The sequence below is a fragment of the Chryseobacterium sp. S90 genome (assembly GCF_047444895.1).
Taxonomy (GTDB): domain Bacteria; phylum Bacteroidota; class Bacteroidia; order Flavobacteriales; family Weeksellaceae; genus Chryseobacterium.
Genome location: NZ_JBLGCX010000003.1, coordinates 115,143 through 136,412, shown reverse-complemented (window position 1 = coordinate 136,412; position 21,270 = coordinate 115,143). Strand labels below are relative to the sequence as shown.

The window sequence follows — 21,270 nt, the reverse complement described above, 5'->3', positions numbered from 1 at the left end:
TTATAACATACTAAAAAATAAATGATCTAAAAATCCTTTTCATTATAAATAATCAATTGCACCGTTGCATCTATAATTGAAGAGAGTTGCCTATATTTGAGACTTATCGAAATTATAGAACACCCGAACACTACCACATGAAAACAAAACTTAGCTATCTGTTTATTCTGTTATATGCTCTTGTAAGTGGTCAGGAAAAATCTATCATTAATGACCTTAAGTTTTCTAACTATTTCGGGCATCCCAAAACCATCACAGAGATCATCACTTATTCACCGGAAAACAGCTATAAAAATATTTCCTATTATGACAAAGAGGGTTTTCTGACAAAAGTAGAATATTACAATGCTATCGGAAGCGGACCTTCTCAGGAAAGATCTATCAATAAGATCATCATTTATAATTCAAAGGACAAAGCCAAACGCTATTTTGAAGCCTTTAATCCTGGAAATAAGAAGATAGAAACTACAGGCTATTTTGAAAAAGTTTCGGATTCTCTGTACAAAAGAGTTTCAAAAGATTCTGCTCACAATATATCCCTTAGCAAGCTGTTTTATTTTGACAAAAATAACCGTCTTATAAAAACAGAAGAAACCGGAAATTTCTTTGAAACCCCGGTTAACAGCACTATTTTTTACACCTACATTAATGAAATGAGAAGTAAAACCCTTCTTGAAGATGCCATTAAGCAAAAAAAATCTAAGCTCATTTATAAAAATGTAAAACTCGATCCGCAAGCCAACTCCATTTATGAAGAATTAGCAGATGATCAGGGAGCAATACAACAAAAAACAGAAAGAGTATTTGAATATTATTAACCACGCTGGTTGCAGTGCTTTCATAAAAACATAGAATTCAAACACAAAGGCTGAAAGCACTTTCAAAGAGCCTCCAGACATTTCCACAAGTATCCGGAAGTATTTTCCAAACTGTCTGCACCCCCTTCAAAAATAATCTGCAACACTTACCCAAGTGTCCGGAGCCACTTACAGAAATATCTTCAGCTTCTTCCCTGGTCGCTCTTACCACTTAAACAACTGTCTACAGACACTTAGATAAGTGTATATCGACAATGATATAAGTGTGTCCTGAAACCTACAAACTACCTCCAGACCGTTATCTAAGTAGCTCTACCCACTTATCATACCCTCTCCAGGGTCTTCTGAACAGCCTCTACCCCCTTGAGCAAGTGTCTCCAGCCTCTTAAGTAAGGGGATCTACCCCCTTGGGTAAGAGGGTATAGGGGGTTGTATAAGGGGGTAAAGAGTGTTACATAAGGGGCTAGAGACCGTTATCAAAGAGGGTCTAGCCCCTTGTATTAGTGGCTCGAGGGGATTCCGAAGGGGGTAAAGGGATAAAGCTTATTTGTGGCTATCCTTCTGCAAAGTTATTCAACATTATAGTTGAGGTTAAGATTTTCGATTTCTAATAATCAATTCCAGATTTCTAATTAGAAAATGAAGAAAAACACCTATACCAATACAATAGATTATGATATAATGAATCGTATAAAATATATTAGCTGTTGGTGTCAATGGAGACATATTTCCTGTGAATAGAGAAGATGCACTATAAGGAAGCAATGTCGCATAAGTCCAAAAATTGTTTTTATCTAATTCGGCTTTTTTAACTTTGTAGTAGTGGAGTTCATTTTTTAAATAATTAATATCATGAGTGATTACACTTCCAAATTTCATAGAATCTAATTCGCTTTGACCACCAGTCTTCCTAAATTTCTTTTTTAAAACACCCTTCTTATCAAATATATAAATTGTTGCCATATAATCTTTTCCAGGAATATTAAAATCAAAATCTGAATGTAATATATAGCCCTCTGTAAAAGTTAATTGCTCCAATTCTTTTAACGACTTGTTTAAGATTGTATAATTTGACAACTTGATATTTTCAAGATATTTTATTTGGGATGGAATATCTTTAGAATCATCAATCCACTCATTCATCACTACCTGTTTTCGATTATCATGAATAGCTGTTTTAAATTCAAAACTATTTGGGTTACTTTTAAGCATTAAAGTATATAAGAAAGGGAAAACGACTAAATGTAATGCCAACATGATTGCAAAAGATGAAATTGCATATTTAGATTTCTGATACTTTTTAGAAATTCTGTAGAGATATGCACAGAATGATAAAATAATTAACATTAAGAATACTGTTGAAAAAAACTCTCCAACACCAAATGAGATAGTAATTAAATTTAGTAACATAAAAATTTTTTAGCACAAAAATATAGGAGATAATTATACATTCGTAACGGAAAACCGTAATGTAAAACCATTGAATCGTGATAAATTTCATCTGTTAAATAAATTTATTATGGAAACAATAAAAGCAATTAAACCAGGCCCAAAACCTGACAAATCTGACGGAACCCCAGACAGAAGAAGAAGGGTAACACCGGAAACGAAACCAAAGCATCCGGAGTTAAAGCCTCACAAGCACAAGCCTGGAGATTCAAAATAAACAAGAGTCCCAGCATTGCTGGGATTCTTGTTTTTACTTCAACCATATTTAATTGCAGCTATGGCTCTATTGAAAAAATAATAATACTATAAAATCCATGACACACAAAGAAATCAGAAAAGCTCATCTAGAAAATAAAAAACTTCATGATGATAAAGCCATTAATTTCCAAGAGTATATTAACAAGCAATTTGAATTGCTTAATGAATTAAATAAAGAAATAGATAGATTAGAAAATCTTCATATATTTTTTTAAAAATATAATAAATTGGTTTAGAAACTTGTTATCGATAAGCTCAAAGTCATGAGACTTTGCATCGTTAGGCCATTGCTTTTGATTCCAATATTTAATTATATTTGAAGATCAACCAACACATCCATTAACATGAAAAACAGTAGTTATGAAATACAACTCAGACCAACCACAGTAGCGGATCTGGATATTCTATTTGAATTTCAGCTTGAGCCTGAAGCCAGGCATCTGGCAGCCTTTATGTCAAAAGATTCCACCGATAAAGAAGCCTATCTGGCGAAATTTACAAGATTGCTTGCTGATCCTACCATCAACAATCAGACGATTATGGCAGGTAACGAGATCGCCGGAAGCATTGCCAAATTTATCATGGAAGGGGATGCGGAAATCACCTATTGGATTGATAAGCCTTTCTGGGGAAAAGGTGTTGCCACAACAGCATTGAAAGATTTTCTCACTCTTGAAACCACAAGGCCAATTTTCGGACGGGTAGCCTTTGACAATCTGGGTTCGCAGAAGGTACTGGAAAACTGTGGCTTTGTAAAAGTAGGTACAGATAAAGGCTTTGCCAATGCCAGACAAACGGAGATCGAGGAATTTATTTACAGACTTGACCATTAATGCAGCCCATATACCGCAAAGATTAATTGAAAGACTTCCTGAACTCCAAAGGAGAAAGCTTGGTTTTTGTTTTAAATAAATTACTGAACGACTGGGAATGCTCAAACCCCAGTGCATACGCCACCTCACTTACAGACAGGCTGGTGGTGGAAAGCATTTCTTTGGCCTGGCTGATCAGTTTGTCATGAATATGCTGCTGGGTACTCTGCCCCGTTAAGGAACGAAGCATATCACTTAAATAGCTGGGTGAAAGATGGAGGCTTTCTGCAAAATAACTTACCGTAGGTATTCCTTTATTAAGAGACATTTCATCTTTAAAATATCCATCCAGCAAATCTTCAAATTTTTGCAGAAGGCTGCTGCTGGTAGCTTTACGCGTAATAAACTGGCGCTTATAAAAACGGTTGGCATAGTTAAGAAGCAGCTCTATCTGAGAGATCATCACATCATGGCTGAAGTCGTCAATACGGCTGTTGAGTTCAGACTCAATAAAATTAAAGATAGAAAGTACCGTATTTTTCTCTTCCTCAGAAAGGTGCAGGGTTTCTTTCGTAGAATAGGAGAAAAAACCATATTGTCTGATCTTCCTGGCGATGGGATATCCCAGAAAGAAGTCAGGATGAATGAGCAGAGAATATTGTGAACAGACGGTATCACTGTTTCCGTTCCCTCCTATCACCTGGCCGGGTGCTGCAAAGAGCAGTCCGCCCTCATTAAAATCGTAGTAGCCTTGTCCGTACTCTATTCTGCCGTCCAGTTTCGGTTTATAGGATATTTTATAGAAACTCAGCACATGTTTTTGAGACAATTTATCTGTTGCCACCAGATTGTGCGCCCCATTCATTAAGCTGATGAGAGGATGCTTGGGGGTTGGCAGTCCGAAAAACCGGCTTGCCTCTGATAACGATTCAAATTTGAACGGAGTTTGATCTGTCTTTTTCATAAATGGTATTTTAAAGGTACGAAAAACCGGCTATAATTTTATAACCGGCTGTTACTGTTTATTATGATCCCTGCGCCGCGCTGGAAACTTCGTCCCACGCTTCCCAGAGATTGATTCTGTCTGCATATACAGACTTCACCAAAGGAAGATTATGACTTCCCAGATGAAAACGCAACGGCGGATTTTCAGCATCTACCATTTTGAATAGTGCTTCTGGCGTCGCATTAGGATCTCCCTTCTCATAAGACTGAATGGTCTTTATAAATTCTGTCTTAAAGTCATTGTACACCTCCATGTTCTGAGAAAATTTCAGTGAGTCCTGACTTCCAAATTCCGTGGCATACGCTCCCGGTTCTATAATCGTCACTTTGATCCCGAATTGTTTGATCTCTTCCGCAAGGCTCTCATGGATGGCTTCAAAAGCCCATTTGGAAGAACTGTAATACCCAATCACTGGCAATGTAACGTGTCCGAGATTGCTTGATGTCCCCAGAATATGCCCGTATCCCTGTTCTCTCATGATTGGCAATACCGCCTGAATGACACTTACAGGACCCAGAATATTGGTTTCATATAAAGCACGGATTTCATCTGCACCTGCCTCTTCAATAGTTCCTACCAGCGAATATCCTGCGTTATTCAGTACGATATCCAGCTTCCCGAAATGCTGGTGAGCCTTATGTACGGCTTCTTTTACCTGCTCAGGCTGGGTAACATCCAATGCTAAAGTAAGTACGTTATCACCGTATTTCTCCTTAAAATCGGCAATGCTTTCCAGTTTTCTTGCGGTGGCCACCACTTTGTCACCACGTTCCAACGCTGCCTCAGTCCAGATGCGTCCGAAACCTCTTGATGCTCCGGTTATAAACCAGATTCTATTTTGCTGTATCATAATTTTAAAATGTTTTTTTGATAAAACAAAATTATAAAGCCTGTCTCCTGAAATTGTAGTCTAATCGCAGACCTTTGTAGGCGAATTGAGGATCTTTAAGCTGAAGCAAAACTACAACTTAATTGAGCTTTGGAGGATAGAAACGCCATACGATGTAATATTCTTACTCATCCGGTTGTTTTAAAAATGACTAACCACAAAGACTCATCATGAACATTAAAATCACATTAGTACTTCTTTTTATTTCCAGTTATTTTTTTTCACAGACCATCAATCCGGAAAAATTAGATCAATACTTCAGCTATATTGAAAAGAATAATCTGGGAGTGGGCAGTTTATCGATTTTTAAAAATGGCAAAGAGGTTTATTCTAAAAATTTCGGACAAAAAAACATCCCGGAATTAACTTATCATAAGGATACTAAATATCAGGTAGGCTCTGTGACCAAAATGATTACTGCCGTTTTAATTTTCAAATTAATTGAAGAAAATAAACTGACTCTCAATACTCAGCTTTCAGAGTTTTATCCGGAGGTTCCCAACTCTGATAAAATTACCATTAAAAATCTATTAGAACATACCAGCGGGCTGGGAAGCTATGTGGTGAAAGATGGAGAAGTATGGGTTACCGGAAAAGTGAATGACAAAGAGATCATGGATCTGATCATCAAACAGGGGAAGAGTTTTGAGCCGGGTGAAAAGGTAGCCTATTCTAACTCTGCTTATTATCTTTTAACGAAAATTCTCGAAACAAAATATGAAAAACCGTTTTACAGGATCGTACAATCAGAAATTATAAAACCTCTCCAATTAAAAAATTTAACGCCTTTCAAAGCCCATCAAAAAAATATATTTCTTCCTTATCGTTATGAAAACAATTCCTGGAGCATGTTGAAAGAGGAAATAGACTTTCTGAATGTAATTGGCGTGGGTGATATCTCCTCAACACCTTATGATCTGAATATTTTCATCAACAGTTTATTCCATAATGTCATTCTGAAAAAAGAAACACTGAAACTGATGGAGCCTGTATTGGGAAAAGAAAACTGGGGAAGAGGAGTGGCAATCTGGGATTTTGACGGCATTACATTTTACGGTCATGGCGGAGATACCTTAGGATCACACGCCATTCTCATCTATAATAAGGAGGCAGACCTCTCCATCGCTTATAATACCAATGGAGAACGGATTAAGAAGGAGGATTTCATAAAAAATGTGGTCAATCTCCTTTATAACAAAGAAATTAAACTTCCTGAAATCAAAGACAAACAGTAAAATCTACACAATAGTTTGAATGTCATGAAATAACAACTACCCATTAAAAAATACATGGACATCTGTTTTATAAATACACTGAGCAGGTAGCAAAAATTTAAAAGTATCATTGAACTCAATGGTGCTTTTTTATTTATAAAACACTAAATATTAACAACTTTTACACTCACAAGAAATCAATCTTTAAAATGATAAAGGAAAACCACATCGCCCGTATAGGCAGGTTTTATATGATCTTTAATGAGCAGTTTGGCTTCAACTACTGCTTTTACAGTTCCCCTGAGATTGATTACAGATTTTACCGTTGCCTGCAGCTTTACCTCACTATCTACAGGAACAGCATCTCCGAATTTAAGATTCTCTATTCCGTAATTGATTTCCATTTTTACATTCCGGACATCTGCAATCTGTTTCCAGAGATAAGGAATCAATGATAATGTCAAATAACCATGAGCAATGGTTGATTTAAAAGGGCCTTCTTTTTCTGCCCTCTCTTTATCTGTATGAATCCATTGATTGTCTAAAGTAGCATCTGCAAATCTGCTGATCTGATCCTGATCTATTGTATGCCAAGCAGAAACACCTATCATCTGTCCTTCAAGAGACTTATATTCATTAAAATTATTAATAATAATCATATTATTTTCTGAACCTTTTGAGGGATTAAAATATTTACAGCTGTCATCAACTTTACAATAACTGTATACCAAGTCTGCATATTTTTATATTTTTCAGACATTCAATCTTAGTCTATCAATATCTGATCCAATTATCATTCTTATATTTTCAAATCCCGGAAAACCTCTCACATAAAGTAAGAGGCTAATGAAAATAAAAAGTAACCTAAATTACATCCAAGTTTTTTCAAACAATAGATCCAGATACTAAGCTCTATGGATTTTGAATCTGTAAAAAATATAAAAAATATGAAACTTAATATGGAAAGGCATGTTATTGTAACATACCTGAAAGTAAGACTTTAGTTATGCCAACTTCACGTTAACAGCATTTAAGCCTTTATCACTTTTTTGTACATCAAAAACTACTTTATCATTTTCACGGATCGCTCTTGTAGTTAATCCTGAAGAATGTACAAATATATCTTTACTTCCATCTGCTGGAGTAATAAAACCGAAGCCTTTTGCTTCATTGAAAAATTTTACGGTGCCTTCTTGCATTGTAATTATTATTAAAAATTGTGTATTATAGTCTGTAAACGCTACAGCTTCTATTAAAAAAAATAGCAGTTCTTTCTATTCCGGTTCATCCGATCCTGTGAACACAGGTTTCAGGAATATCCGGAAATTCTACCCCTGCCGGACCAGTTTATTGGCTACATGTTTAGTGCGTGCAAAAACCAGTGATTTTATATTTTTTTTCTGCAGTGTATCTGTCTGCAAATCTTCTTTCTTTTCTTTTTCTACAAAACAAACAGACTGCTCAGCCATCTTTGTTGCTGAAGAAACCGGGCTGACAATCACCTCCACAGGATTGTTCAGAATTGTTCCGGCAAAATGTCTTACGCTTCCGGGCATTGCTGTAGAAAAAAACAGGTTTTGTCTTTTCTGGGGAAGCAGTTTTAAAACTTTTTTCACTTCATTCATGAATCCCATATCAAGCATCCTATCTGCTTTATCTAAAACAAATAGTTCAATTTTGGAAAGGTCAAGATGTCTCTGATTCTCTAAAGCAAGCAGTCTTCCCGGTGTTGCCACAAGAATATCCACTCTTTTTCTGAGTGCTGCAAGCTGGCTTCCAATGGGAATACCTTCATAAACGGAAAATTGAGACAATGGTAAATATTTACTGTAAGTTCCAATATTTTCTTCCAGCTGCATAGCCAACTCCCGTGTTGGTGTAAGTATTAAAATTCGTATTTCTTTATGTTCCTGGGTATGTCTTTTCAGCAGCTGCAAAATAGGCATAACAAATGCTGCTGTTTTTCCTGTACCTGTTTGTGCACATCCTACAACATCTCTTCCGGCTAAAATAGACGGAACTGCTTTGCACTGTATTTCAGTAGGCCTGGAATATCCGGCTTCTGTCACTGCACGGATAATTGGATTGATTAGATTTAAATTTTTAAAATTCATTATAAATTCCGGATTTCCGGTATTTTGTAAGCAAATCTGTTGATCAGAATTTGAATTGGTGTATGGTAAGGATAAACAATAAAGAATGTTTTTCTCTGCTCATCTTTTTCCTGTTTTGGCTACAATAATATCCTTAATATATTTGGGATTATCCAGCCATGACGTATCGCTTCTCTACAATAGAACTTTATAATCTCTGATTCCTGCCAGGGAATGAAGACTATAAACTGGTAGCTGAAAAAGCAAAACTGAAAGAAAAAAATGTGATTTTAAACTATGACAGAATAGCAAAGGCAGTGACCTGTTTTATAAATATTTTACAAACCTACAATAAAAAAAAGCAAACACAATTTTATTTAATTAATTGATTATCAAAAATTTATTCTTACCTTCTAGCAATTAATTAAATTGTTTGCCGGCGCGGATGATTTTAAACTCCAAATCATGCAGACTTCTGATCCTATAACGAAACCTTATCCCAAAACACTAGAGTCACCTACAGGCTCACATGTAAGAATTGCTTATTTTATTATGGTACATCATAAATCTGAAGTATTTAAGGATATGTTTAAGAAAATTTATACAAGGGATCAGTTTTATCTTATCCATATCGACAGAAAAGCCAAGCCCGATTTCATTGAAGAAATACAGCTATATGTAGTTCAATTTCCCAATGTCTATATTCTGGACAGCATGAATATTGTTTCAGGAGGCTTCAATATGGTTCAGGCTGAGTTGAATGCTATGGAATTTCTCTTAAATGTAAGCCAAGAATGGGATTATTTTATTAATCTGAGCGGAGAGGACTATCCCTTGAAATCACAAAATATCATCCGCCAGTTTCTTTCTGCCCATAAAGACAGAAACTATCTTTTTTATTACGACCAGAAATTTTACAGACCAGATACGCTGCAAAGAATACAAAGTTATTTTACAGAATTTGCCTATGTGATTTCCTCTTTTATCTACAAAAGAGCATTTATGAAAGGAGTAATCCCTTTTATTGGCGGAAAATGGTTCATGTTCACAAGAGAAACCTGTGTATTTTTGACCAATAATAAAACCGTAATGAATTTTGAGGATTATTATCTTCATACTTTTTTACCTGCAGAATCTTTTTTTCAGACTGTTCTTATGAACACATCATTTAGTGATATCATTATTAATGATGATAAGAGAGCTGTACTTGAGAAATCAATTTTTCAAAACACACAGAGTACATTCACTTATATTGAATCTTTAAAATCAGGTAATCAGCTTTTTATCAGAAAGATAAACAACAAAACTGATGAAAATATCAGAAAGTATATTGAAGAAAGCTTTCATCTTCCTTTACCCTATGTAAATGAAATTGAAAGAGAACTAAAAAGAGATAACCGCCAGAACAACTGATTTTTTACCTCTATAGTATCAGCATATATTACCAGCTGTTACCCGCATATTTAAATGATATCTTACTCAAAGCTTTTCGGTCAAATCCTTATATTTGAAAAAACATCACAAACCTGTTTTTTTCGGATATGGAAAAGAAGTTGGCATTGGAGCACCTAAAGCTTGCAACATTAGATAGTCAGGGATTAACACAAAATACTCCTTTCGGGACCGGAAAAGATGCCGTTCTTCATGCTTTGGAACATCTCGGTTATATACAGATTGATACATTATCTATGGTGGAACGTGCCCATCATCATACACTGTGGACGAGAATCCCGGACTTTAAGGCAGATTATCTGGATGAATTGGTAGAAGAACGTCAAGTATTTGAATATTGGTTTCACGCTGCCTCATATCTTCCGATGAAGGATTTCCGGTATGTCTTACCTCAAATGCTGACGATCAAACGGGGAGAATCCCGCTATTATAATGCAGATCCAAAAGTGATGGAATATGTCACAGACATCATTCGCAACGAAGGGCCTAAGCGGGCAAGAGATTTTGAAAACGAAAGTCATAAAGCTGGAACCTGGTGGAATTGGAAACCTGCCAAACTAGCTCTTGAAAGACTTTTCATGCAGGGAGACCTGATGATCAGCGGACGTTCCGGCATGCAGAAAACATATGATCTGGCTGAAAGGGTTCTACCCGCTTTCATTAATACTACAGAACCTACTCCACTTGAGCTGGCAGAATATCTGGTAACAACTAATCTGCGTGCTTATGGATTTACTACGGTAAAACAGATTACCCATCTTCGGAGCGGCAATGACCTGAAAAAGAATGTCAATGAAGCATTACAGAATATGCTGGAAGAAGATAGAATCTCAAAAATCAAAGTGGATGGAGGAAATTCTGTTTTTGTTCAGAATGATCTGCTGGAAAAAAGTTTTGACCTGACCGCTTCCAATGTATGGCTGCTGTCACCGTTTGATAATTCTATTATTCACCGTGACCGTATCAAGCAGATTTTTGATTTTGATTTCCGGCTGGAATGTTATACCCCGAAAGAAAAAAGACAGTATGGTTACTTCTGTCTGCCGATCCTATTTGAAGATCAGTTTATCGGAAGAGTAGATTGTAAAGCGCACAGAAAGGAAAAAAAGTTTGAGCTTATCCATTTGCATATTGAAAACCATACTATAGCTCCTGAAGTCTGGCTGACACCTTTTGTAGAAACCGTAAAACGTTTTGCGGTCTTTAATGGCTGTGAATCGCTGGTGCTGACCAAAGTAAGTCCGCCAAAATTGGGTGCTATGGTCAAAAAGGAATTATCCAGATCAAAGTTTAAAAAATAACTTTTAATGATCAATTAAAAGACAAATCGCATTATTTCAGTCAATAATGCGATTTTATTTTTTCAGGAAAGCCCGCCTCGGTTAGTTTAATTTCTGATTTGTTTTTTGTACAAAATCATTCCATTGCTGGGTCAGATAAGCTACTGACTTCTTTTTCTCACTGTCATTCAAAGAAGAATAATTAATGGAATTAAAAACCAGTTTTTTCAACGCTTTTACATCCAGTTCCCAATATACCAGCGCTACCCAGAAATCGTAGCTAAGCCCTGTATATCCGTATACGGAAGGATCATCACTGCTGATGGAACACTGTATTCCGTTGCTTAATAATACTCTGGCCGGGTGATTTCTCAGGTCACTTACATACCCCAGAACCTGATTGCTGATAGGGCTTACCTCAACCAGCTTATTCTGTTTTCTGATCTGCTCCATTGTTTTTGGAAAATAAATAAGATTCAGTCCGTGACCAATTCTTTTGTTGTTTAATAAAGCCACATCCAGAACATTTTTATTGAGAGCGGAATTACTTTCTCCGGCGTGAAGGAAAAGAGGCATTTCCACCCCATATTTTTTGTTAAGCTCATTCAGCTTTGTCCAGCTTTTCTCAAAAAAATTGATGTTATGCCCTGCAGCTTCATCTGCTACAAGATCAAAACCTGAGATCATATCCGGAAATTCTTTCTTCATCTGAAAAGCCGTTTCCAGCTGTTTTCCAATACTTTCATTATCCAGGAATTTAAAGCTTGAATAAATCAGCTTCAGAGTAAACTGCGGATTTGTCTTATGTATTTCTTTAAGAATGTCCTGCAGATCTGTGATGGAAGTATTCAAAGGATATTTACCGTGCTTGAAATCATAAAGCTCATCAAAAATATATCTGATTTCTACATGCTGTACCTGATCTTTAATCAAATCCTGGAATCCTTTCAAATAATATTCTTTAAAGAAAGGACGATAAGGAAGCAGCAGATTGATACGCTTGAAACGTTTTTCAAATTCAATCCAATAATCTGTGTAAGAACATAAATTATTGCGTTTCAGCGTAAGAAGATCTTGCAGTTCTTTTTCAAAACCCGGGTTTGAGTTCAGTTTTTTATCAAGGCTGACAAATCCGTCCGGCACTTTTCCTTTCTCAAAAAAAGCCAGCTGTCCGAAAATGAACTGATCATTATCTTTCTGATCGTACACATAGCATTCCTGGTATTTTCTGGCAGCTGAAATGATCCATTCCACCTCCGTGATCCCTCCGCTGTGGGTGTGCAGCAAACCTCCTTTCGGCATGGTCTGTAATATTTCATACAGCTTACTGCCTTCTATTAATGGTCTTACTTCATAGAAAGAGCTGTTGTATAAAGATATTTTTTTGGATTCCGTATCACTCAAAAACTGCTTACGGGCTTGGAAGATCTTTTTATCCAAAGCAGTTTCAGCATCAGACAGTTTTATATCAGCATCAAATGCCATGTCCTGATTTTCCTTCTCTGCCGATTTCCAGTTCTGCTGGTAAGGAGATACTTCGGTCCCTTTATTTTGTCCCCAAAAGAAAGGTGCTCCCAAAAGTGCTATATAGGTAAGGTATTTTTTCATCATAATATTGTCGTGGTTTTTTTACAATCGTTATACTTTACCGCTCCGGATAAAGAATTGTGCAGGTAAATAATTATCAAAAATATAATTAATTTTCCTGTAAAAGAACACCTATTCCATTAAGAATGATGAGAGATATCAATTTTTTTAATTTCAGAAACAGTTTTTCTAAGTCAATTGTAAATGCAATTCCCTGAGTTACAAAAACAATCTCATGAAAAAGGCTGCCTTCTTTGTGAAACAGCCTTATTGTTTTATTTTTTTATTAAAATTATAAGAGTTATTTATTTTTAGATATCAGAATCGAATTGTTGTGAAGTACCACATTAATTTATTTTATCAAATTCCGGATAGGGAAAGCCCTTCCCTGTTTCGCAAAGAGATTTCAGGCTTCTGAAAAATAAAGCCCAGTCAAAACTGCAGGATGCAAATTCTGAATTGTATGATTTCCAGCCGTCATGGTGGAATAATAAAATACATCCTTTCTTATGCGGTTCCAGCTCAAAAGTAAGCGTAGTACCTACCCAGTCCTCAAACCCCTTGATACAGCGCCATTTCACCAGACTATAAGGTTTCAGATCGACAACTTCCATATTCTTAAAATAATCAGGTCCAAAACCAAATCTCAGGATACTGCCTATCTCAGCTTTCGCCTCGGTATCCGGGGTCCACCATCCGGCTAATCCTTCCCGGGTAGTAATGGCTTCATATACTTTTTCCACTGGGACAGTAATGAGCAATCTGTGATAAATGCTTTTGGTATCTGTATTTTCTTTCTGATGATCGGATTCTGTAAAATCTTCTTTGGGAGTTGCTTTACCCTGTCCTGTCGTAATAAGGGATTTCAAACTGTCCTGGATATAATGCGTCCAGGCGTCATGGCAGACCTCGTAACATTCACCTTCAGGAACCAGCCCCTGATGGGTAAATGTCAGTTCTGTTTTTCCCTCTTTTTCATGGATGTCAAATATGATATGAGTGTTTACCCATTCCGTTTTATCTTCAATGAAATTAAAATCATTATCCAGAACATGCCATACCACTCTGGTATTGGGCTGCATTTCTGTAATTTTTATCCTGCATCGGTGAACATCACGATAATGATAGGCAAATTCGCTGTTCAGCACAGAGGTAGATCCTTCAATATTTTCAGACCACCAGCCCCGGACATTATTAACGGCATCAAATACCTGTTTTGGTGCAGCATCAACGGTAATACTTGTTGTAAAATCCTGTGATTTCATAATATTATTTTGTTTTTTAGTGTTCATTTTTTCTTTTCTACTATCTTTTTCAGATTGTATTATCTTATTTACTTATTCAAAGGTAAGAACATAGAAAGACCTGTAAGGGGTGTAAAATAGACATTATAAGAGGTTGATCCGGACATCTTATTTTTTTATATTTGTATGATACAGATGAGGTTACAGCCGGCACAATTTATTCACCTTTAAATTTTGCGATATGAAACATTTAACCATATTAGTTCCCGATGCACAAACAGCACCCAATACATTATCCTGCATTATAGGAACTTACCATATTTTTACGGAAGCCAACAGGTATTACAGCCACAATAATAAAGATATGGTTTTCACCATCGAACTGGCAGGAGTTTCTGAGCATTCTGATTTTGTAAATGGCTTGCTTACCGTAATCCCACAAAAAAATATTGCAGCCATCCGGAAAACCGATCTGATTGTCATCCCTGCCATTGCCCCGAACTTCATAAAAATAGAAGATCAAAACACAGCACTTGTCGATTGGATATCAGACCAGTATAAAAACGGAGCAGATGTAGCCAGCATGTGCACAGGAGCTTATATATTGGCTTCCACAGGGCTTCTGGATTCAAAAAGCTGTTCTATCCACTGGAATACGGTGGCCAATTTCAAAAAGCTGTTTCCCAAAGTAAATGTAAGGGCAGAAAAAATCATTACGGACGAACATGGGATCTATACGAACGGCGGAGGCTATTCTTTCTTAAACCTTCTTCTTTATCTGGTTGAAAAATATTATGACAGGCAAACGGCTATTTATTGTTCCAAGATATTTCAGATTGATATTGACAGGGAAACACAGTCGGATTTCATCATCTTTAACGGACAGAAATCGCATGGTGATGAAATGATTATCCAGGCCCAGGAATATATTGAAAAGAATTTCTCTGAGAAAATATCCATGGAAGAGTTATCCAGAAAACTGACGGTCGGTAGGCGAAGCTTTGACCGCAGGTTTATCAAAGCAACCGGCAATACGCCTCTTGAATATCAACAAAGGGTAAAGATAGAATCTGCGAAAAAAGAACTGGAAGTTTCCCGGAAAACCATCAATGAAGTGATGTATGAAACGGGATATTCTGATGTGAAAGCCTTTCGGGAAATATTCCGAAGAATCACGGGCTTATCTCCTATTGAATACCGGAACAAATACAATAAAACGGGTATTACAGCCAAACAGCATCATTGATCACAATAATGCTGTCTGAATTTTTTTATTTTCTACTGAAAAGAAGCTCTGAACTCCAGCGGAGAAAGCCGGGTTTTATTTTTAAACAGTTTTGTAAAGGACTGCGGATGCTCAAACCCCAGTTCATAAGCAATTTCACTTACTGAAAGCTCTGTCGTAGAAAGCTTTTCTTTTGCCTTTTCAATCAACTTATCATGAATAAGCTGCTGGGTACTTTGCCCGGTAAGAGTGGTTAACAGCCGGCTAAGGTAATTGGGTGAAATTCCAAGCTCTTTTGCTGTAAACTGTACCGTAGGTAAACCTTTTGATATCAGATCATTATCATTAACATAATCAGCCAGTAAAGTTTCTAAACGGTTCAGGATGGTATGATTGGTTATTTTTCTGGTGATAAACTGCCTTTCATAAAATCTTTCGGAATAATTGAGCAATGTTTCAATATGAGAGATGATAATATTCTGGCTGAATTTATCAATCACCGCATGATATTCCTGTTCAATATTTTCTATAATTCCATTGATGGTAAGCTCCTCTTTTTTGGAAAGAAATAAAGCTTCATTCACAGAATAGTCGAAAAAATCATATTGCTTTATGGATTTTGCCAGTGAAGTGTTCCACAGAAAATCAGGATGAATCAACAGCATCCAGCCGGATTGTTTCTCCTTCAGACCGGAATCTGCTTCAATTCTGAAAACCTGATTTGGGGAAATGAAAAACAAAGTTCCTTCATCAAAATCATATTCCTGCTGGCCATATTTCAGTTTTCCGTTCATTCCTATTTTCAAAGAAATCTGGTAAAAATCCAACATCCAATTAACTTCTCCGATATCCGCAGGACGTTTAACATTGCTGTAGTCAATCACACTGATCAGCGGATGCTCAGGAGGCGGTAATCCTCTTGAACGGTGAAATTCTGTGATGGTTTTTATTCTTTTTGTAACCCGTCTTTCCATACCATAAATTTACAAATTGTTTACAAGTTATTTTTAACCACAGAGGGCACAGATTTTCACGGATATTGCGGTTAATATTGTACACTTATAAAAATCGAAGATTTAAAAAAGATTATGTATACTTTTTCTGCGCAAGGATATCTTCTAAATTTTACTTAAGTGTTTGACTTTTGTGGTTTATTTACCCGCAGATCTCACAGATCTTCACAGATGTTTGCGTTTAATGTGGCACACCTATAAAAAATCGAAGGTTTTTAAAACTTATGTATACTCACTCTACGCAAGAATATTTTCTAAAGTTACTTAAGTGTTTAAAGCTTTTGTGACTTTTGTGGTTCAATATTTCACACTTCCTCATTGTGGTAAGCAACAGCAAATTCCTTTGCAAAATCTGCCAGTTTCACTTTCCCCAGGACAGGCTGATGCTGATAATAATCTTCATACAGAATTCCGCTTCCCTGACTCGCCTGTGTTTCTACAAAACCTTTGGCCACCTTCTCATTGAAACCGATGTGAAGCCAGTTATTCAACAGTTCTTCATCTGAAATCACTTTCCATTCCAGATCTGCCTTACCGATTGATTCTCCCAAAGCTTTTGCAATTTCATTAGGGGAAACCTCATCACTGGCTACATAGCGTGTTGTTCTCCCGTCAAATGGTTTTTCAATTTCTTCAGCTACAGCATCTGCAATATCCAATGGAGAAACCCAAGGCTCCTTCTTATCACCTCCCCAATTGGAAACAATTGCACCTTTGTTTTTTATCGTAGGGATGAACGAAAACATATTGAAATAAATACCAACAGGACGAATGAATTTAATCGCAATATCATCCGGTAATTGTTTTAGAATCTGTTCCACATGATGATGAAAGACAATAATCCCTGTCCCCTTATCTGTATGGGCACCAACGCTGCTGAGATGGATAATTTTCTTCACTCCAGACCGTTCCACAGCGGTTTTGTAATGGTGACCGATTTCAATAATCTTTCCGATAAAATCTATGCTTTTATCAAACATGTCTCCTGCAGCTTCCATTGTTTCCATTAAATAAACAATGTCTGCCCCTGTAAATGTTTTGGCGAGAAAGTCTGCATCAAACATACTGCCTATAGTAGCTTTTGCACCCAACGCTTCTATAGCAGCTATTCTTTCTTCATTACTGCTAATCACTGTTACCGAGTGTCCTTTTTGTACAAGTCCTTTGGTAAGTGGCTTTCCGATGTTCCCGATGGAACCTGTTAAAACAATATTCATTTCTTTAATTTTTTGTTGGTGTAAAATTCCGAAATGCATGTAAATAAGATTTCACCGGATCTATCTTCTCCTTAGCCAAAACTAATCCTGTACAAAATTTTCCCCGTCAATCTTCCAGATCAAATAGAGCGTGTGTTATAAAATAAATAAAAAGTCTACAAAAACAATAGACTTATTGTGTTAACTTTAATTCATACCTTAAAATATTATTTTTTTATCATTTTTTAACATTTTGAAAAACTAATTAAATCATTAAATATCAAACAGATAAAACAAAAATATTATATACTTTTCTATTAGTCTACTGATTTAGTAGGTTAATATGATTTATCTCATACGCTCCTTTTACCAGTGTTCAGCAATTATTAAATAATTTTGACCCAGTTAAAAAAAACAAAAACTTTATTCTCATGAATAAGAACTACTTTGATTCTTACCTATGCACTATCGGGGCTCCTTCAAAACATCAGTGTTCTGCAGGGTTCCGCCTTTCACAGCACACCTGTATTTCTCAAGACATGTGCTTTGATATGATGTGCACAATGATGATGTCATAACTTTCTAAGAGATACATTCATTACTGTAGGAATTAAAGCCCAAAAATTCAAGGCTTCTTTCATCCGGGCACATCTCCTGTAAACTTTAATCTTTCACTATTGAAAACCTCCCTGAAAAAGGAGGCGGAAAGCTACATTTTTACGGAAGATCAGCAGTAATATACAGTTCAGTTTTAAACCTAGATTAATATAATGAAAAAGAAACAATGTAAACTTGGTGTATTAGCTTTACTCCTATTCGCGGAATATGGCTATGCCCAAACTAAAGACAGTCTTTCCAAAGAAACTTCAATAAAAGAAGTGGTTGTGGTAGCCTTCGGGAAGCAGAAAAAAGAGGAGATTACAGGATCTGTACAGTCATTGAAGGCAAAAGATCTGTCTAATCTTCAGAACGGAAATATTCTTCAGGGAATCGGAGGAAAAGTAGCCGGTGTACAGGTGATCTCATCCGGCCAGCCTGGTTCTCAGCCAACCATCAGAATGAGAGGAATAGGTTCAATTAATGCTTCCAGCGATCCACTGATAGTACTGGATGGTATCCCTTACAGCGGAAATCTGAACAGTATTGCCGCATCGGATATTGAAAGTATTTCTTTTCTTGAAGATGCTTCTTCCAATGCTTTATACGGTTCCAGAGGAGCCAATGGAGTGATTATTGTGAATACAAAAAGAGGAAAAAGTAAAGGAGTAAGTATTGAAGCCGACGTAAGAATCGGTGTCAATTTCAGATCTATTGAGGACTATTCTGTTTACACTTCTCCACAGGATTATTATACAGCTTATTATAACAGAGCCAGAATTGGTGAAATCGCAAGACTGAAACAACCCGGAGCGGTTCCTTCTGGTGCCAGTCCGCATGATGTGGGACTTTCAGCATTGAATAAATTAGGATATAATGTTTATAATGTTCCGTTTAATCAGCTAATTTCAAAGGATGGGTCTTTCAATCCGGATGCACAGTTATTGTATCAGGATAACTGGAAAAAATTGCTTTTCAGACCTGCTTTGAGAAGAGAAGCCACAGTGGGAATCAATGCCAATGGGGATCAGGTGAAATCTTATACTTCCCTTAATTATCTGGATGATAAAGGGTATTTAATATCTTCCGGTTTTGAAAGGTTCGGAATCAGATCGAATGTAGATTATTCCATCACATCAAAACTGAAGTTGACCAGTGCATTGTCTTATACCTACAGTAAGCAGGATTTTGGGGAAACAGGAGGCTTTTCCAACCCTTTCCAGTTTGCCAGAAATATTGCTCCATTCTATCCTGTTTTCTTAAGAGATAATAATTATCAGAGGTTATATGACAGCAATGGAAATGCTCTATACGACTATGGAGATGGACAGGGACCCAACGGAGCCACAAGATCTTATGCCGTTTTTGAAAATCCTGTAGGCAATCTTCAGAAAGATAAATCTCAGATCGTAAGTAATATCACCAATCTCAACCTTGGTTTAAATTATGAAATTATCAAAGGATTGGATTTTACCTATAACTTCGGTGCTTATCTTGAAAATACAAGAAATCTTCAGTTTGGAAATACGGAAGGAGGAACTTCATCTTCTGTTGGGGGAACTATTTCGCAAGGCTCAAATTTTAAATATACCCTGAACCACCAGCAATTGCTTACTTATCAGAAAAAACTGGGAAATCACAGTTTTAATCTTCTTGTAGGACATGAACTGAATAAGATAAAAGATGATGGTTTTTCAGGATCAAAACAACAGCTTTTATTACCCGACTCTCAATCTTTTGACAATGCTGTGAAAATTACTGATTTATCAGGAAGCGGATATGAATATGCTGTAGAAGGATATTTCACAAGGTTACTATATAATTATGACGGGAAGTATTTCTTCAATGCCAATATCCGTAGAGATGGTTCTTCTGTCTTTTCTCCGGAAAGCAGATGGGGAAATTTCTATGGATTGGGACTGGCCTGGAATATTGCTAAGGAAGATTTCCTTAAGGACAACAGCGTGATCAATTCTTTAAAATTAAAAGCTTCTTATGGCCAGCAGGGAAATGACAACATTCTTTTAGGGGGTTCCAACAGAGACTATTATGCTTACCAGGATATCTACGGAATTAATAATTTCGGGGATGACAAACCGGTTCTTTCGCTTAAAAAACAAGGAAATAAGGATTTAAAATGGGAGACTTCCAAAAACCTGAATGCCGGTTTTGAACTCTCACTTTTGAAAAACAGAATCACCCTGAATGCAGATTATTTTGAAAGGAAGGTATCGGATATGATCTATACATTGCCTCTTCCTCCCTCCAATGCAGGTTCTTATGTGAAATACGGAAATATCGGGGATATGACCAACAGAGGAGTTCAGGCTAATCTAAGTGTGGATATTCTCCGTGGTGATGAATTCCAGTGGAGCTTTTACGCCAATGCTACTCATTATAAGAATAAGATTACAAAATTACCGGCTGAGCAAAGGAATACAGGTCTGGTTTCCGGATTGTTTATCCTTACTGAAGGTGGAGACCGCTATACGTATTTCCTGAAAGAGTTTGCCGGAGTAAATCCTGAAAACGGGGATGCTTTATGGTATCGCACTACCATCAATCCTGCCACTCAGAAAGAGGAAAGAACCGTGACCAACAGTTATAAGGAAGCTACGGATTATAACACCGGCAAATCAGCGATTCCAAAGGTGTATGGTGGATTCGGAACAGATTTTAGCTATAAGAGATTCAATCTGGCAGTGAATTTTGCGTACCAGTTCGGAGGATATGGATATGATGATATTTACAGAAGTTTATTCCATTCTGACAGCTACGGGTCTAACTATTCAACAGATCTGGATAAAACATGGACTCCTGAAAACCCGACTGCAGCGCTGCCGAGAGTAGATCTCACCGCTACAAACCAGAACGGAAATTCAACACTTTACCTGATTAAATCGGATTATATCAGTCTTCAGGATGTCACCCTCTCCTATCAGCTTCCTGATGGTTTTGCACAGCAGGCAGGCTTATCAGGTCTGAAAATCTACGTTACAGGTAACAATCTGTATCTGTGGTCTAAGAGAAAAGGATATGATCCAAGAGCTTCCCTTACAGGAGTTTCTGATGCCTACCGATATTCTCTGCTGTCAAGTGTCTCTTTAGGCTTTAAACTTAATTTTTAAAAGAACAGG

The 21,270-nt window shown here is 36.7% G+C and carries 19 protein-coding genes; 9 read left to right on the top strand and 10 right to left on the bottom strand.

Going from position 1 to position 21,270, the window contains the following annotated elements; genetic code table 11:
* Positions 1-137: 137 nt before the first annotated feature.
* Positions 138-818 carry a hypothetical protein gene (locus ACLMCG_RS10580; RefSeq protein ID WP_413959512.1) on the top strand — a complete coding sequence of 227 codons (681 nt, stop codon included), beginning with the start codon at positions 138-140 and terminating at the stop codon, positions 816-818.
* A gap of 591 nt (positions 819-1,409) precedes the next feature.
* Here the strand turns inward: ACLMCG_RS10580 and ACLMCG_RS10575 are convergent.
* Positions 1,410-2,228, bottom strand: coding sequence for a hypothetical protein (locus ACLMCG_RS10575; RefSeq protein WP_413959511.1), 819 nt, complete (start codon positions 2,226-2,228; stop codon positions 1,410-1,412).
* Positions 2,229-2,337: 109 nt separating this feature from the next.
* Between ACLMCG_RS10575 and ACLMCG_RS10570 the strand changes: the two genes are divergently transcribed.
* The 3 genes from ACLMCG_RS10570 to ACLMCG_RS10560 all read left to right on the top strand — a co-directional run bounded on the left by ACLMCG_RS10570 (position 2,338) and on the right by ACLMCG_RS10560 (position 3,358).
* Entirely contained in the window at positions 2,338-2,484 is a 147-nt protein-coding gene (locus ACLMCG_RS10570; RefSeq protein ID WP_223599557.1) for a hypothetical protein, read from the top strand.
* Positions 2,485-2,581: 97 nt separating this feature from the next.
* A complete protein-coding gene (locus ACLMCG_RS10565) occupies positions 2,582-2,740 on the top strand; it encodes a hypothetical protein (RefSeq protein WP_413959510.1) in 159 nt (52 codons plus the stop codon).
* Between the two features lie 129 nt (positions 2,741-2,869).
* Complete coding sequence (locus ACLMCG_RS10560) at positions 2,870-3,358, top strand: GNAT family N-acetyltransferase (RefSeq protein ID WP_413959509.1); 489 nt, start codon at positions 2,870-2,872, stop codon at positions 3,356-3,358.
* Positions 3,359-3,380: 22 nt separating this feature from the next.
* On the opposite strand, the gene ACLMCG_RS10555 is transcribed toward ACLMCG_RS10560, so the two are convergent.
* Positions 3,381-4,301: a helix-turn-helix domain-containing protein gene (locus ACLMCG_RS10555; RefSeq protein ID WP_413959508.1), complete on the bottom strand. Its 921-nt coding sequence runs from the start codon at positions 4,299-4,301 to the stop codon at positions 3,381-3,383.
* Positions 4,302-4,362: 61 nt separating this feature from the next.
* Entirely contained in the window at positions 4,363-5,193 is an 831-nt protein-coding gene (locus tag ACLMCG_RS10550; RefSeq protein WP_413959507.1) for an SDR family NAD(P)-dependent oxidoreductase, read from the bottom strand.
* A 209-nt stretch (positions 5,194-5,402) separates the two neighbouring features.
* On the opposite strand from ACLMCG_RS10550, the gene ACLMCG_RS10545 reads away from it, so the two are divergent.
* Positions 5,403-6,467, top strand: a complete 1,065-nt coding sequence (locus tag ACLMCG_RS10545; protein ID WP_413959506.1) for a serine hydrolase domain-containing protein — start codon at positions 5,403-5,405, stop codon at positions 6,465-6,467.
* Between the two features lie 176 nt (positions 6,468-6,643).
* Here ACLMCG_RS10545 and ACLMCG_RS10540 read toward each other — a convergent pair whose 3' ends face one another.
* From ACLMCG_RS10540 to ACLMCG_RS10530, 3 genes are all read right to left on the bottom strand, one after another.
* A complete protein-coding gene (locus tag ACLMCG_RS10540; protein WP_223599546.1) occupies positions 6,644-7,105 on the bottom strand; it encodes a MaoC family dehydratase in 462 nt (153 codons plus the stop codon).
* A gap of 345 nt (positions 7,106-7,450) precedes the next feature.
* Positions 7,451-7,645: a cold-shock protein gene (locus ACLMCG_RS10535; RefSeq protein WP_309874697.1), complete on the bottom strand. Its 195-nt coding sequence runs from the start codon at positions 7,643-7,645 to the stop codon at positions 7,451-7,453.
* 129 nt (positions 7,646-7,774) lie between these two features.
* Positions 7,775-8,560 (bottom strand): DEAD/DEAH box helicase, encoded by a 786-nt coding sequence (locus tag ACLMCG_RS10530; protein ID WP_413959505.1) that lies wholly within the window; start codon positions 8,558-8,560, stop codon positions 7,775-7,777.
* A 444-nt stretch (positions 8,561-9,004) separates the two neighbouring features.
* Here ACLMCG_RS10530 and ACLMCG_RS10525 point away from each other — a divergent pair, with 444 nt between their 5' ends.
* Together ACLMCG_RS10525 and ACLMCG_RS10520 are read left to right on the top strand one after the other, a co-directional pair.
* Positions 9,005-9,952, top strand: coding sequence for a beta-1,6-N-acetylglucosaminyltransferase (locus ACLMCG_RS10525; protein WP_223599543.1), 948 nt, complete (start codon positions 9,005-9,007; stop codon positions 9,950-9,952).
* 128 nt (positions 9,953-10,080) lie between these two features.
* Entirely contained in the window at positions 10,081-11,292 is a 1,212-nt protein-coding gene (locus ACLMCG_RS10520) for a winged helix-turn-helix domain-containing protein (protein ID WP_413959504.1), read from the top strand.
* Positions 11,293-11,373: 81 nt separating this feature from the next.
* On the opposite strand, the gene ACLMCG_RS10515 is transcribed toward ACLMCG_RS10520, so the two are convergent.
* Positions 11,374-12,882, bottom strand: coding sequence for an adenosine kinase (locus tag ACLMCG_RS10515; protein ID WP_413959503.1), 1,509 nt, complete (start codon positions 12,880-12,882; stop codon positions 11,374-11,376).
* 323 nt (positions 12,883-13,205) lie between these two features.
* Positions 13,206-14,150: an SRPBCC family protein gene (locus ACLMCG_RS10510; protein ID WP_413959502.1), complete on the bottom strand. Its 945-nt coding sequence runs from the start codon at positions 14,148-14,150 to the stop codon at positions 13,206-13,208.
* A 193-nt stretch (positions 14,151-14,343) separates the two neighbouring features.
* Here ACLMCG_RS10510 and ACLMCG_RS10505 point away from each other — a divergent pair, with 193 nt between their 5' ends.
* Positions 14,344-15,348 (top strand): GlxA family transcriptional regulator, encoded by a 1,005-nt coding sequence (locus ACLMCG_RS10505; RefSeq protein ID WP_413959501.1) that lies wholly within the window; start codon positions 14,344-14,346, stop codon positions 15,346-15,348.
* A gap of 32 nt (positions 15,349-15,380) precedes the next feature.
* Here the strand turns inward: ACLMCG_RS10505 and ACLMCG_RS10500 are convergent, their stop codons facing one another.
* Together ACLMCG_RS10500 and ACLMCG_RS10495 are read right to left on the bottom strand one after the other, a co-directional pair.
* Positions 15,381-16,301 (bottom strand): AraC family transcriptional regulator, encoded by a 921-nt coding sequence (locus ACLMCG_RS10500; RefSeq protein WP_413959500.1) that lies wholly within the window; start codon positions 16,299-16,301, stop codon positions 15,381-15,383.
* Between the two features lie 344 nt (positions 16,302-16,645).
* Positions 16,646-17,557 carry an SDR family oxidoreductase gene (locus ACLMCG_RS10495; RefSeq protein ID WP_413959499.1) on the bottom strand — a complete coding sequence of 304 codons (912 nt, stop codon included), beginning with the start codon at positions 17,555-17,557 and terminating at the stop codon, positions 16,646-16,648.
* Positions 17,558-18,306: 749 nt separating this feature from the next.
* Here ACLMCG_RS10495 and ACLMCG_RS10490 point away from each other — a divergent pair.
* The gene (locus ACLMCG_RS10490) at positions 18,307-21,261 is read left to right on the top strand and encodes a SusC/RagA family TonB-linked outer membrane protein (RefSeq protein ID WP_413959498.1); all 2,955 of its coding nucleotides are present in this window, start codon (positions 18,307-18,309) and stop codon (positions 21,259-21,261) included.
* The last annotated feature ends 9 nt before the right edge of the window (positions 21,262-21,270 follow it).

Bases quoted from the DNA above. Each gene is read 5' to 3' on its own strand.
- ACLMCG_RS10580 (WP_413959512.1), top strand. From the start codon at position 138: ATGAAAACAAAACTTAGCTATCTGTTTATTCTGTTATATGCTCTTGTA.
- ACLMCG_RS10575 (WP_413959511.1), bottom strand. From the start codon at position 2,228: ATGTTACTAAATTTAATTACTATCTCATTTGGTGTTGGAGAGTTTTTT.
- ACLMCG_RS10570 (WP_223599557.1), top strand. From the start codon at position 2,338: ATGGAAACAATAAAAGCAATTAAACCAGGCCCAAAACCTGACAAATCT.
- ACLMCG_RS10565 (WP_413959510.1), top strand. From the start codon at position 2,582: ATGACACACAAAGAAATCAGAAAAGCTCATCTAGAAAATAAAAAACTT.
- ACLMCG_RS10560 (WP_413959509.1), top strand. From the start codon at position 2,870: ATGAAAAACAGTAGTTATGAAATACAACTCAGACCAACCACAGTAGCG.
- ACLMCG_RS10555 (WP_413959508.1), bottom strand. From the start codon at position 4,301: ATGAAAAAGACAGATCAAACTCCGTTCAAATTTGAATCGTTATCAGAG.
- ACLMCG_RS10550 (WP_413959507.1), bottom strand. From the start codon at position 5,193: ATGATACAGCAAAATAGAATCTGGTTTATAACCGGAGCATCAAGAGGT.
- ACLMCG_RS10545 (WP_413959506.1), top strand. From the start codon at position 5,403: ATGAACATTAAAATCACATTAGTACTTCTTTTTATTTCCAGTTATTTT.
- ACLMCG_RS10540 (WP_223599546.1), bottom strand. From the start codon at position 7,105: ATGATTATTATTAATAATTTTAATGAATATAAGTCTCTTGAAGGACAG.
- ACLMCG_RS10535 (WP_309874697.1), bottom strand. From the start codon at position 7,645: ATGCAAGAAGGCACCGTAAAATTTTTCAATGAAGCAAAAGGCTTCGGT.
- ACLMCG_RS10530 (WP_413959505.1), bottom strand. From the start codon at position 8,560: ATGAATTTTAAAAATTTAAATCTAATCAATCCAATTATCCGTGCAGTG.
- ACLMCG_RS10525 (WP_223599543.1), top strand. From the start codon at position 9,005: ATGCAGACTTCTGATCCTATAACGAAACCTTATCCCAAAACACTAGAG.
- ACLMCG_RS10520 (WP_413959504.1), top strand. From the start codon at position 10,081: ATGGAAAAGAAGTTGGCATTGGAGCACCTAAAGCTTGCAACATTAGAT.
- ACLMCG_RS10515 (WP_413959503.1), bottom strand. From the start codon at position 12,882: ATGATGAAAAAATACCTTACCTATATAGCACTTTTGGGAGCACCTTTC.
- ACLMCG_RS10510 (WP_413959502.1), bottom strand. From the start codon at position 14,150: ATGAACACTAAAAAACAAAATAATATTATGAAATCACAGGATTTTACA.
- ACLMCG_RS10505 (WP_413959501.1), top strand. From the start codon at position 14,344: ATGAAACATTTAACCATATTAGTTCCCGATGCACAAACAGCACCCAAT.
- ACLMCG_RS10500 (WP_413959500.1), bottom strand. From the start codon at position 16,301: ATGGAAAGACGGGTTACAAAAAGAATAAAAACCATCACAGAATTTCAC.
- ACLMCG_RS10495 (WP_413959499.1), bottom strand. From the start codon at position 17,557: ATGAATATTGTTTTAACAGGTTCCATCGGGAACATCGGAAAGCCACTT.
- ACLMCG_RS10490 (WP_413959498.1), top strand. From the start codon at position 18,307: ATGAAAAAGAAACAATGTAAACTTGGTGTATTAGCTTTACTCCTATTC.